The sequence below is a fragment of the Amycolatopsis sp. La24 genome, from assembly GCF_029087445.1.
In the GTDB taxonomy this organism is placed as follows: Bacteria; Actinomycetota; Actinomycetes; order Mycobacteriales; family Pseudonocardiaceae; genus Amycolatopsis; species Amycolatopsis nivea.
Genome location: NZ_JARACH010000009.1, coordinates 155958 through 168164 on the forward strand (window position 1 = coordinate 155958; position 12207 = coordinate 168164).

The window sequence follows — 12207 nt, forward strand, 5'->3', positions numbered from 1 at the left end:
TAGTCGGCACGACCGTGCGGGAACCCCGGCAGCCATCTAGGTCCGGACGCACCCCGCGCGGTCCGCTGCCGCCCAGCAGACCTCGAGGGGACGACCGATGACCCGCTTTCCCGCCCTGCGCGCCCACGGCGACGCGCCAGTGCTCACTCTTTTCCGGAATCTCGACAGCTCGCCCAAAGGCCTCACCGAAAACGAGGCGTCCGCACGGTTGCACCGCTTCGGCGAGAACCGCATCGACGGCACAGACCGCGCGCCTGCCCGTTTCTGGGCCGCCGCGCGGAGCCCGTTCGTCGCGTTGCTGACCGCGCTCGGCGTGGTTTTCGCTGGCGTCGGCGACATTCGCGGCGCGGTGACCGTCGGCGTGATGGTCGTGCTCAGCGTCGGCCTCCGCTTCTGGCAGCAGTCCCGGTCCGAGCGCGCGATCAGCGCGGTTCGCGATCAGATCACCACCACTGTCACCGTGCGTCGGCGCGCGGCGGCGGAGTTTCCCGGCAGCGAGCGCGAGGTGCCCACGGGGGACCTCGTCCCGGGTGACGTCGTGCTGCTCGGGCCCGGCGACGTGATCCCGGCTGACGTGCGCATTGTCGCTGCCAAAGACTTCGTGGTCGACCAGTCCGCGCTGTCCGGCGAGGCGCTGCCGGTCGCGAAGCGGGCACCCCAGCCCGGCAGGCACGAGGAGCACGAACTCGTCGAGACGCCCGCGCTCGGCTTCGCGGGCACGTCGGTGGTCGGCGGAACCGCGACCGCCGTGGTCGCCGCAACGGGCAGCGAAACCTACTTCGGCGCGCTCGCCAAGCAATCCGCCGAGCCGCGCGCGGAATCCAGCTTCGACGCCGGCGTGCGCCGCGTCGGATGGACGCTCGTGCGGTTCATGCTGGTGATGGTGCCGATCGTGCTCGTCGTCAACGGCACAGTCACCGGGGACTGGGCGCAGGCCGGGATGTTCGCGGTCGCCGTCGCGGTCGGTCTCACGCCGGAGATGCTGCCGGTCATCGTCACCACGAACCTCGCGCGAGGCGCGGCCGCGCTGTCCCGGCGGCAGGTGATTGTCAAGCGGCTCAACGCCATCCAGGATCTCGCCGCGATGGACGTGCTGTGCGTCGACAAGACCGGCACCCTCACCGAGGACCGGATCGCCTACGCGCACAGCGTCGACTACTCCGGCAGCCCGGACGGCGAAGCGGCCGAGTACGCGGGCCTCGCGGTGCGCTTCCAGACCGACCGGCACGACCGGCTGGACGAGGCGATCGAGACGCTGTTCGACGGCGAAGCCGACCTGGTCGCCGACGCGCTGTTCACCGGCGTCGCCGAGATCGGCTTCGACCACGCGCGCCGCCGGGCCAGCGTCGTGGTCCGGCGCGGCAGCGAGCACCTGCTGATCAGCAAGGGCGACCCGGACGAGATCCTGCCGCGCTGCAGCCACGCGCGCCGCGACGGTGTCGTCGCCGAATTCGACGACGCCGCCCGCATCGGCGCGGAAGAACTGGTGCGCGCGTACGCCGAACACGGCATGCGGGTGCTCGCGGTGGCCGCGCGGGAAGTCGAACCCAGGCTCGGCGGATTTGACGAAACTGACGAGAACGACATGATCCTCGTCGGTTTCGTGGGATTCGTCGACCCGGTCCGCGACGGCGTCGTCAACGCGGTGAAAACCCTTGGCGAGCAAGGTGTCGCACTGAAGGTGCTGACCGGCGACAACCGGCACGTGGCCGCGCGCGTCGCGGATTCGGCGGGCATCCCGGTCGGCGAGGTCGTGCTCGGCCGACAGGTCGAAGCGGCGGACGACGCCGAACTGCGCGAGATCGTCAAGGACACCACCGTCTTCGCGAAGCTCACGCCAGCGCACAAGGCCCGCGTGGTTACCGCGTTGCGCGAGAACGGCCGTGCGGTCGGCTTTGTCGGCGACGGCGTCAACGACGTCACCGCGCTGCGCACCGCCGACGTCGGGATCGCTCCGGACACCGCCACCGACGCGGCCAAGGACGCGGCGGACCTGGTGCTGCTGGAACGCGACCTCGGCGTGCTCGCCCGCGGCGTGGCCGAAGGACGGCGGACGCTCGGCAACACGCTGAAGTACGTCAACATCACCGCCGCGTCGAACTTCGGCAACGTGCTGTCGGTGCTCGCCGCGAGCGCGTTCCTGCCGTTCCTGCCCATCCTGCCGATCCAGCTCGTGGTGTCGAACCTGCTCTACGACCTGGCGCAGCTCGCGCTCGCGTGGGACCGGGTGGACGAGGACTACCTCAGCAAACCGCGCCGCTGGGACGCCCGCGGGCTGACCGGCTTCATGCTCGTGTTCGGCCCGCTGTCGTCGCTGTTCGACCTCGCGACGTTCGCCGTGCTGTGGCACGTCTTCGGCGCGGGCGCGGACCCGTTGCTCTTCCAGACCGGCTGGTTCGTCGAGGGGCTGCTCTCGCAGCTGCTGGTCGTGCTCGTCCTGCGCGGACGCGGCACTCCCCTGCGCGCCAGCCGCCCGGTCGTGCTGGCGACGGCAGCCGCCGCGCTCGCCGGTTTGCTGGTGCCGCTGTCGCCGCTCGCGGGACCGTTGCGCATGCAGGCGCTGCCCGCCAGCTACCTGCTGTGGCTGGTGCTCGTGCTGGCCGGGTACGCGCTGGCCGCCCAGGCAGCGAAACGCGGTTACGCACGCCAGCGCGCGTGGTGGTAACCGTCCTTTTTCCGGTTTTTCCCGACTATTTCTGAACTTTTCGCACCAACCAGTGGGAGCGCAGATGACGACTGCGGAGATGTTGCTGCGCCTGGGCGCCGGAGTGGGCCTCGGCACAGTGATCGGATTTGAACGCCAATACCGCGCCCGGATGGCAGGCCTGCGGACGAACGCCCTGGTCGCGGCCGGTGCGACGCTGTTCGTGCTGCTGTCCGCGCACGGGTTCAGCGGAGCGAGCGCCGACCCCACCCGGGTCGCCGCGCAAATTGTTTCCGGAATCGGTTTTCTCGGCGCGGGCGTGATTCTGCGCGAAGGATTGACCGTGCGCGGACTCAACACAGCGGCGACATTGTGGTGCTCCGCCGCGGTGGGCGCACTCGCCGGAGCCGGGCTGTACACGGCCGCTGGCGCGGGCACCGCCGTAGTGATGGCGGTGAACATCGCGCTGCGCCCACTCGGCCGCGTGGTCGACCGCCGTCCGGCGACCGGCCGCGAAACCCCGACGTCGTACACCTTCCTGGCGGTGACCAAGGACGATGCCGAAGCGCACGTGCGCGCATTGCTCGTGCAGGCGTTGGCACGCACTGATTTCGCGCTGCAATCGGTCACCAGCACCAACACCGACACCGCCGGGCAGGTGCAGGTGCGCGCCGAACTGTCCGCCGATCAGCGCGACGACAAGCAAATGGAGTCGGCAGTGAGCCGGCTGTCCATGGAGCCGTCGGTGACCAGCGTGCGCTGGCAAGCCGAACTCTCCTACACCGACCAGGACAGCGAGAACTAGACCAATGCTGCGTACCTTCCCCACCCGCGGCGCGCTCGTCCGGCCGCGCCGCACTGTCGCCGACGTGGCGGTGTTCCTCGGCGCCGCCGCGGCGTTGTGGCTGATCGTGCGGCTCGCGCACGGTGCCGCCACGGCGTGGACTCCGGCGACCGCACCGTCCACAGTGTCCACTGATCCGGCCGAACTCCCTTACTACGCCGGACGTTCGCTGCTGCGGATGTTCGTCGCGCTCGTGCTGTCGGTCGGATTCACCTTCGTCTACGCGACCGCGGCGGCCCGGCTGCGGCGCACGGAAAAGATCCTGCTGCCCGCGCTCGACATCCTGCAGTCGGTGCCGGTGCTCGGGTTCCTGTCGGTGACGATCACCGGGTTCATCGCGCTGTTCCCCGGCTCGCAACTGGGCCTGGAATGCGCGTCGATCTTCGCGATCTTCACCTCGCAGGCATGGAACATGACCTTCGCGTTCCACCATTCGCTGGTGTCGCAGCCGCGCGACCTGGACGAGGCGTCCCGGCTGCTGCGGCTGTCCCGCTGGCAGCGGTTCTGGCGCGTCGACGTGCCGAGCGGCATGATCCCGCTGGTCTGGAACGGCATGATGAGCTTCGGCGGCGGCTGGTTCTTCCTCACCGCCTCCGAAGCGCTCAGCGTCAACAACCAGAAGTTCGCGCTGCCCGGAATCGGCGCGTACGTCGCGACCGCTTCCGAAGAGGGCGACCTCGGCAAGGTGCTGCTGGCCGTCGGTGCGATGGTGGTCCTGGTCGTCGGCGTGAACGTGCTGTTCTGGCGGCCGCTCACCGCGTGGTCGGAGCGATTCCGCATCGAGAACTCCGAAGCCGCCGAAGCACCCCGCAGCCTGGTGCTCGACCTGCTGCGCCGCTCGCGGATCCCGGCGCTGCTCGGCCGGGTGCTCGGCAAACTGGTGTTCCCGCTCGACCGCGCGCTGGCGGTCTTCGGGCTCGCCGAGTACCCGCTGCGGTTCTCCCCCGCCCGCCGGCGCGCCGCGGACATCGTGTTCAGCGTCGTGGTTTTCGGGCTGATCCTCTACGGCGCGGTGCGCATGGTGCTGTTCATCGGCGAGACCACCGGGTACGGCGAGATCGGCCACGTGCTGCTGCTCGGCCTGATCACGTTCGCACGGGTGGTGACGCTGGTGGTCGTCGGCACGCTCGTGTGGGTGCCGATCGGCGTGTGGATCGGGATGAACCCGCGGGTGTCGCGGCTCGCCCAGCCGGTCGTGCAGGTGCTCGCGTCGTTCCCGGCGAACTTCCTGTTCCCGCTGATCACCGCCGTGCTCGTGGCGACCGGGATTTCCCTGGACTGGGGCGGCATCCTGCTGATGAGCCTCGGCGCCCAGTGGTACATCCTGTTCAATGTCATCGCCGGTGCCTCGGCCATTCCGCACGACCTGCGCGAGGCGTCGGCGAACCTGCGGCTGCCGCGAGCGCTGTGGTGGCGCCGGCTCGTGCTGCCCGCGATCTTCCCGAGCTACGTCACCGGTGGGATCACCGCGGCGGGCGGCGCGTGGAACGCCTCCATCGTCGCGGAAATCGTGTCCTACAACGGGGTTACGCTCACCGCGACCGGCCTCGGCGCGTACATCGCCGACGCCACCGCCTCCGGCGATGCCGGGCGGATCCTGCTCGGCGTCGCGGTGATGAGCCTGTACGTCGTCGGCCTCAACCGGCTCTTCTGGCGGCGGCTGTACCGCCTCGCCGAACGCCGGTTCTCCCTGTCCTGAAAGGTATCCTCATGTCCGAAGTCCTCGTGTCCGTCGAGCACGTCAGCAAAAGCTTCCCCGGTTCGGCGGGCGACGAACTGCGCGTCCTCGACGACCTCACGCTCGACCTGCGCGCGGGCGAGATCGTCGCGCTGCTCGGCCGGTCCGGCAGCGGGAAATCGACGCTGCTGCGCACGATCGCCGGGCTGATCGGCCCGACCCGCGGCACCGTGCGTTATCGCGGCGAAGAACTCGACGGCGCCAATCCGGGCACCGCGATGGTGTTCCAGACCTTCGCGCTGATGCCGTGGCTGACCGTGCAGGACAACGTCGAACTCGGCCTCGCCGCCCGCGGCATCCCGCCGAAAGCGCGCCGCGACCGTGCGTTGCAGGCGATCGACCTGATCGGCCTCGACGGCTTCGAATCCGCTTACCCCAAGGAACTTTCCGGCGGGATGCGGCAGCGCGTCGGCTTCGCCCGTGCGCTCGTGCTCGAACCGGACGTCCTGCTGATGGACGAACCGTTCTCCGCGCTCGACGTGCTGACCGCGGAGAACCTGCGCACCGAACTGATGAGCCTGTGGCAGCGCGACGATTTCCCGACGAAAGCCGTCTGCATCGTCACGCACAACATCGAGGAGGCAGTACTGCTCGCCGACCGGGTGCTGGTCCTCGGCGCCAACCCCGGGAAGCTGCGCGCGGAAGTGGAGATCGACCTCGCCCGGCCGCGCGACCGCAAATCCCCGGCGTTCGCCGCGCTGGTCGAACGGCTCTACGACCTGCTGACCGGACGCGATCCGGCGGCCGTCGAACCCGCGCAGGCCACACCCACCGCACGGCCGCTGCCGCCCGCGTCGGTCGGCGGCCTCGCCGGGCTCGTGGAACTGGTGCACGCCCGCGGCGGACACGCCGACCTGCCGGATCTCGCCGCCGAACTGAGCTTCGAGGTCGACGACCTGCTGCCGCTCGTCGATGCCGCCGCCCTGCTCGACCTCCTCTTCGTGGCGGGCGGGGACCTGCACCTGACCCCGGTCGGCACCGCCTTCACCACCGCGGACATCCAGACCAGCAAGAAGATCTTCGCCGGTCAGGTCCGCGACCGGGCGCCGCTGGTCCGCACGATCGTCAACGCGCTCACCGTCAGTTCGGACGGCACGCTGCGCGCGGAGTTCTTCCTCGACCTGCTCCGCCGTGGCTTCTCCGCCGCCGACGCCCGGCAGCAACTGGACACGGCGATCGACTGGGGCCGGTACGCGGAACTCTTCGACTACGACACCGACAGCGACCGGATCGCCCAGACGACCGCCGAATAGCTCAGCTCTCCGGAGCCGTCTCCACGCGCGGCGCCGGACTGTCCGCCGGGGCGTCCGGAGCCGGGTCCCGGTTCACCGCCGCGATCGCGAGCGCCCCGATCACCGCCACCGCCGCGAACAGGTAGAAGCCCCACGGATACGCCAGCCCCGCCGACAGCAGCAGCCCGGTCACCAGCGGCCCGGACATCGCGCCGAACCGGCCGATCCCGCTCGCCGCGCCGAGCCCGGTGCCGCGTGCTTCGGCGGGGTACACGCGGGCGATGTACACGTAGACCAGCACCTGCGAGCTGAAGGTGAAGATCCCGGCCAGCAGCACGCCGGCGTACACGCTCGCCCCGGGCAGCTTGATGCTCAGCAGCGCCAGGAACACCGCCGCCGCGGCGAACCACAGGATGGTCGAACGGCGGTAGCCGATCTTGTCCGCGACCCGGCCGCCGACCAGCAGGCCGATGACCGCGCCGACGTTCAGCACCAGCAGCAGCGCCAGCGCCGCGCCGAGTTCGTAGCCCGCCGCGCGCATGATCTGCGGCAGCCAGGTGTTCAGGCCGTAGACCAGCAGCAGCCCCATGAACGACGTCACCCAGAACGCGATGGTCGCGCGGCCGTAGCCGTGCCGGAACAGGACGCCGAGCGGGTTGCGGTTGCGCCGGGCTTCCTTCGCCCGTTCCAGCGCCTTCGATTCGGGCAGGAACTTCATCATCAGCGGCACGAGGATCAGTGCGGGCGCGGCCCCGATGACGAACATCCACTGCCAGCCGAGCCGTTGCAGCACCAGGATTCCGAGCAGCGCGGTGAGCACTGCGCCGACGTGGTAGCCGGTCATCAGCACGGTGGTCGCGCTGCCGCCGCGGCCGATCCGCGCGTACTCGGTGATCAGCGCCAGCGCGGTCGGCAGCACGCCGCCGAGCCCGAGCCCGGCCAGGAACCGCAGCACGCCGAACAGCCACGGCCCGTTCGCGAACGCGCAGAGCAGCGTGCAGACCGAGAAGCTGGCCACGGTCAGCAGCATCATTCCCCGCCGGCCGAACAGGTCGCTGAGCGGGCCGATCGAGAACGCGCCGACCGCCACGCCGAGCAGCCCGACCGCGGAGATCAGCGACGCCGTGTTGGGGTCGAGCCCCCACGCTTTGTCCTTGAGCAGCGCGGGCAGCACGACGCCCAGCACCACCAGGTCGAACCCTTCGAGCGCCACCGCCGTCCAGCACAGCGGGGCCACCCAGCGGGCGTGGCGCGCCCGGGGATCAGTCGAGACCGTCATGTCATCACCTGCGTCGTCGGAGGGGACCTGGGCCGGATTGCTTCTAGAACGGATACTGCGGAAGGTCGCCGCGCACGGTGACCCACTGGGTTTCGGTGAACGCCTCCAGGTTGGCCTGCGCGCCGCCGTGCCGGGAGCCGGTTCCCGAATCCCCCACCCCGCCGAACGGGGCGAGAGCCTCGTCGTTGACTGTCTGGTCGTTGACGTGCACCAGACCGGACGGGATCCGCTCGGCCAGTGCCAGCCCCCGCGCGGCGTCCCGGGTCAGGATGCCCAGCGACAGCCCGTACTCGGTACCGCCGGCCAGGCGCACTGCTTCGTCCACTGTGGAGAACGGCACGACCGGCGCGACCGGGCCGAACACCTCCTGGGCGTAGGCGGGCGCGGCGAGCGGGACGTCGGTGAGGACGGTCGGGCGGTAGAACAGGTCCTCGTAGGTGCCGCCGGTCGCGATCTTCGCGCCAGCCTCCGCGCTCCCGGTGACCACCGAGTGCACGCGGTCGCGTTGTCCCGCGTCGATCAGCGGGCCGAGCGCGACGTCGCCGGTCGCCGGGTTGCCGACGGTCAGCTTGGCCGCGTGCTCGGCGAGCGCGGCCGCGTAGTCGTCGGCGATTTCGGCGGCGACCAGGTGGCGTCCGGTCGCCATGCAGATCTGCCCGGAGTGGTTGAACGAACCGAACGCGCCGACCGACGCGGCCTGTTCGACGTCCGCGTCCGCGAGCACGACGAGCGCCGAGTTGCCGCCGAGTTCGAGGTGCACGCGCTTGAGCCGCTCCCCCGCCGCCGCGGCGATCTTGCGGCCCGCGTTCGTGGAACCGGTGAACGCGATGACGCGCACCAGCGGGTCCTCGACCAGCGCGGCGCCGACGTCCGCGCCGCCGGGCAGCAGGTGGAACAGGCCTTCGGGCAGACCGGCTTCCTCGAAGATCCGGGCCAGCACGACACCGCCGCACACCGCCGTGCGCGGGTCGGGCTTCGCCAGCACCGCGTTGCCGAGCGCCAAGGCGGGCGCGATCGCGCGGATGGAGAGGATCACCGGCGCGTTGAACGGCGAGATCACGCCGACCACCCCGGCCGGAACCCGGCGCGCCATCGACAGCCGAGGCTGGCTGGAACGCAACAGTTCCCCGTACGGATGTGCGGCGAGCGCCGCCGCCTCGTGGCATTCCTCGGCCGCGACCGCGCGGGTCTGGAACTGCGCGAACGCCCGCGTGGCACCGGATTCGCGGACAAGCCAGTCGTCGATCTCGTCGCCGTGGTCCTCGAAAAGCCGCGCAGCCCGGCGCAGCACCCGCGCCCGCTGGTCGTATGGCTTCGCAGCCCACTCCCGCTGTGCTTCCTGCGCCGCCGCCGCTGCGTTGGCGACGTCTTCCGGAGCCGCCGCGCCCACTCGGGCCAGGGTGTTCCCGGTAGCGGGCTCGACCGCGTCGTATTCCCCGCCTGCGCCGGGGATCCAGCCGCCGGAGAAGATCCGGCCCTGCCATCCGGTTCCGAGCAACGTCATGCCGTCACCGCCACTTCCAGCACCAGCGGCTCCGTGCGCGCGGCCAGCGTCGGCAGCACCTCGTTCAACACCGACTCCAGTTCCTCGTAGGTTTCCGCGCGCCGCGCCGGGCAGCCGAGCGATTTCGCGAGCCCGCTCACGCTGACCTCGTCGAACCCGGGCCACGGCGCTTTCCCGCCCCCGGCCGTGCGTTCGCCGTGCCGCACGGCGAGTTTGTCCATGATCGCGTAGCCGCCGTTGGACAGCACGATCACGAGAACGCCGACGCCGTAATGCGCGGCGCTCCACAGCGACTGGATCGAGTACAGCGACGAGCCGTCCCCGATCACCGCGACCACCGGACGCTTCAGCCCGCCCATCCGCAGCCCGATCGCCGCCGGAATGCCGAAGCCAAGCCCGCCCATGGCCGCGCTGAGGAACCCGAGCGGTTCGCGCGCCGGGACGTACGCGTGCAGCAGCGGACGGCTCGACGGCGATTCCTCGACCAGCACCGTGTCCTGGGGCAATCGGCGCGCGAGCAGGCCGAACACGTGGTCCGGTCCCAGCGGCGCACCCGCCTCCGGCGCCCCGGGCAACTCGACCGTCCGGCCGATCTTTTCGGTGCCCGCTTCCCGCGCCGGAACCAGCTCCGCCAACGGCCCGCACACCGCCGACGGCCGCGCCAGCACGGCGAGGTCGACCGGGCTGCGGTGCGCTTCGTTCGGATCGTCCGTGACCACCGCGATGCGGGTGCCCGGTTCGGTCAGCTGTCCCGGTTCGCGCGGGTACTGGCGGAAAACCGGTGCGCCGACCGACAGCACCGCGTCGTGTCCGGACAACGCTTTCCGCAGTCCTTCCCGGCCCGGCGGCAGATGCCCGGCGAACTGCGGATGGTCCTGCGGGAATCCGGCGCGCGCCCCGAACGCCTCCTGCCACACCGGGCACGCGAGCTTTTCCGCCAGCGTGGTCAGGCCGCGCCACGATTCGGCGTCGTCGGCCCCCGCACCCGTCACGATTACCGGATTGGTTGCGGTACCGAGGAATTCCGCCAGCTCGGCCAGCACCGCGGGCTCGGCGGCGTTCGCGCGGACCAGCTTCGCCGGGGCGGGCAGCGGCTCGTCCACGCCTGCCGGCTCCGACCAGTCGTCCATCGGCACGATCACCAGCGCCGGGCCGCGGTGCTCGCGCGCCTCGTGCCAGGCGCGGGCGAGCGCGCCCGGAACGTCCTGCGCCCGCGGCGGTTCCGCGATCCACACCGGCGTGGGCCGGGCAAGATCGTCGAGCCGATGGCCGGTGAGGAACGGCTCCAGCGCGAGGTGGCGGCGGTCCTGCTGCCCGACGAGCACGACCAGCGGCGCACGGTTGACCCGCGCGGTCGCGAGCGCGCCGACCGCGTTCCCGAGCCCCGCGGTGGTGTGCAGGATCGCGACCGCGGGCCGGTCGTTCGCGAGCGCCCAGCCGGTCGCCATGCCGACCACCGAACCCTCGTGCAGCGCCAGCACGAACTCGAGGTCGTCGGGCAGGTCGGTGAGCAGCGCGATCTCGGTCGACCCGGGATTGGCGAACACCGTCGTGGCGCCGAACCGGCGCAGCACGTCGAACGCGGCGTCGCGAACGGTCGGGGCAGGGCTCACGGACTTCTCCTCGGCAGTGACGGCAACGAGCGGTCCGGAGTCTCCCGGCTCGATCTTCCGCCGCCCAGCCCCTCTTCCACTCAGCGGAAAAGTTCCTCAGCCTTGCAACGCCCGCGTGACCCCCAGCGCGGCCATCCGGACCACCGGCACGAGCGGCGACAGATTCGGCGTGCAACTGGGCACCACCACGGAAATCGCCGCGACGACCTGATCGCCGGGCCCGCGCACCGGAGCAGCGACCGACGACGCGCCCTCGGTCATCTCGTTGCGGGAGATGCAGAACCCCTGCAGCCGGACCTCCGCCAGCACCTGCCGCAGCCGCGCCGGGTCCGTGATCGTCCCGCTGGCCCTGCGCTCCAGCCCGCCGGCGAGAATGCTTTCGAGACATTCCGGCGGCGCGTGCGCGAGCAGCACCTTGCCCGGCCCCGCCGCGTGCAACGGAAGCCGCAGCCCGACCCGCGAGGTCACCACGACATCCGGATGCGCCTCGAGCTTTTCCAGATACAGCGCCCGGTCCCCGTCCAGCACGACCAGATGGACGACCTCGTGCGTCACCTGCAGCAGATCCTGCAGAAACGGCAGCGCGACGTCCCGCAGCTCCCGCCCGCCCGGCGCCTGCGCCCCGAGCTGCCACAACCGAAGCCCGATCCGGTACCGGCCGCGGCCAGTGCGCTCCAACGCGCCCCACCCGGTCAGCTCGGCCAGCAGCCGATGCACCGTGGCAGGCGCGAGCCCGGTCGCCCGGGTGATCTCGCCGTGAGTCTGCTCGGGTCGGCCGGAAAGAAACGAATCCAGCACCGCGAACGCGCGGCTCAAGACCGTGCGCCCGGGTTCGGCGGCGTTGCCGGCGATCGCGTGCCTCCGGGGCTGCGGTGGAACAGGACGGGGACTGGCCGCCCATCATCCGCCAGTCCCGCGAACACGGCAACCCAACTTCCCCCGGACCGTCCACACTGGACGCGAGCCCGGCGCTCCCCGCCCCGAGGTCCGTGAGGGCCACCCTCATTGACTCTGATTCCCTCAGGGTTCCCCTCACGACCAGCCGCCGGGCGTGAGGGGCCCCTTCACGGACTTGGATTCCCTCAAGGAGCCCTTCACGGACCCGCCCGGCTGGCCCGCCGCTCGGATGCCGCCCCAATGCGGCATTGGGTGCATCTCACGCACCGAACGCCACATTGGGTGCGTCGGATGCACCCAATGTGGCGTTGGGGCGCTAGCCCCGACCACCCACGAGACCGATGCACCCGCTATCGAGGCACCCAGCCCCTCCCCCACACCCCGATACGAAGCCTCCCTGCGGTTCGGGGGTGCTTGTCAAGGCATCTTTCCAGCCTTGACAAGCACCCCCAGATC

At 71.0% G+C, this 12207-nt stretch carries 8 protein-coding genes; 4 read left to right on the top strand and 4 right to left on the bottom strand.

What is annotated here, in order from left to right; all coding sequences use genetic code 11:
* The first annotated feature begins 97 nt into the window (after window positions 1–97).
* The 4 genes from mgtA (at window position 98) to PUT80_RS12925 (ending at window position 6479) form a co-directional block, all read left to right on the top strand.
* Window positions 98–2665, top strand: coding sequence for a magnesium-translocating P-type ATPase (gene mgtA / locus PUT80_RS12910; RefSeq protein ID WP_275292073.1), 2568 nt, complete (start codon window positions 98–100; stop codon window positions 2663–2665).
* Window positions 2666–2729: 64 nt separating this feature from the next.
* Window positions 2730–3449 (top strand): MgtC/SapB family protein, encoded by a 720-nt coding sequence (locus PUT80_RS12915; RefSeq protein WP_275292074.1) that lies wholly within the window; start codon window positions 2730–2732, stop codon window positions 3447–3449.
* Window positions 3450–3453: 4 nt separating this feature from the next.
* Window positions 3454–5187 (top strand): ABC transporter permease subunit, encoded by a 1734-nt coding sequence (locus tag PUT80_RS12920; RefSeq protein ID WP_275292075.1) that lies wholly within the window; start codon window positions 3454–3456, stop codon window positions 5185–5187.
* Between the two features lie 11 nt (window positions 5188–5198).
* Window positions 5199–6479, top strand: a complete 1281-nt coding sequence (locus PUT80_RS12925; RefSeq protein ID WP_275292076.1) for a nitrate/sulfonate/bicarbonate ABC transporter ATP-binding protein — start codon at window positions 5199–5201, stop codon at window positions 6477–6479.
* 1 nt (window position 6480) lies between these two features.
* Here the strand turns inward: PUT80_RS12925 and PUT80_RS12930 are convergent, their stop codons facing one another.
* The 4 genes from PUT80_RS12930 to PUT80_RS12945 all read right to left on the bottom strand — a co-directional run bounded on the left by PUT80_RS12930 (window position 6481) and on the right by PUT80_RS12945 (window position 11670).
* On the bottom strand, window positions 6481–7737 hold the full coding sequence (locus PUT80_RS12930) for an aromatic acid/H+ symport family MFS transporter (RefSeq protein WP_051728847.1): 1257 nt from the start codon (window positions 7735–7737) through the stop codon (window positions 6481–6483).
* Between the two features lie 43 nt (window positions 7738–7780).
* Window positions 7781–9241 carry an aldehyde dehydrogenase family protein gene (locus tag PUT80_RS12935; RefSeq protein ID WP_238605801.1) on the bottom strand — a complete coding sequence of 487 codons (1461 nt, stop codon included), beginning with the start codon at window positions 9239–9241 and terminating at the stop codon, window positions 7781–7783.
* Window positions 9238–10854 carry a thiamine pyrophosphate-dependent enzyme gene (locus tag PUT80_RS12940; protein WP_275292077.1) on the bottom strand — a complete coding sequence of 539 codons (1617 nt, stop codon included), beginning with the start codon at window positions 10852–10854 and terminating at the stop codon, window positions 9238–9240. Before PUT80_RS12940 ends, PUT80_RS12935 begins: the two co-directional genes overlap by 4 nt.
* A 96-nt stretch (window positions 10855–10950) precedes the next feature.
* Window positions 10951–11670, bottom strand: coding sequence for an IclR family transcriptional regulator (locus PUT80_RS12945; protein ID WP_078870404.1), 720 nt, complete (start codon window positions 11668–11670; stop codon window positions 10951–10953).
* Between the last annotated feature and the right edge of the window lie 537 nt (window positions 11671–12207).

Excerpts from the sequence above, each read along its gene's own strand:
- PUT80_RS12920 (WP_275292075.1), top strand. The coding sequence starts at position 3,454 with ATGCTGCGTACCTTCCCCACCCGCGGCGCGCTCGTCCGGCCGCGCCGC.
- PUT80_RS12930 (WP_051728847.1), bottom strand. The coding sequence starts at position 7,737 with ATGACGGTCTCGACTGATCCCCGGGCGCGCCACGCCCGCTGGGTGGCC.
- PUT80_RS12925 (WP_275292076.1), top strand. The coding sequence starts at position 5,199 with ATGTCCGAAGTCCTCGTGTCCGTCGAGCACGTCAGCAAAAGCTTCCCC.
- PUT80_RS12915 (WP_275292074.1), top strand. The coding sequence starts at position 2,730 with ATGACGACTGCGGAGATGTTGCTGCGCCTGGGCGCCGGAGTGGGCCTC.
- PUT80_RS12935 (WP_238605801.1), bottom strand. The coding sequence starts at position 9,241 with ATGACGTTGCTCGGAACCGGATGGCAGGGCCGGATCTTCTCCGGCGGC.
- mgtA (WP_275292073.1), top strand. The coding sequence starts at position 98 with ATGACCCGCTTTCCCGCCCTGCGCGCCCACGGCGACGCGCCAGTGCTC.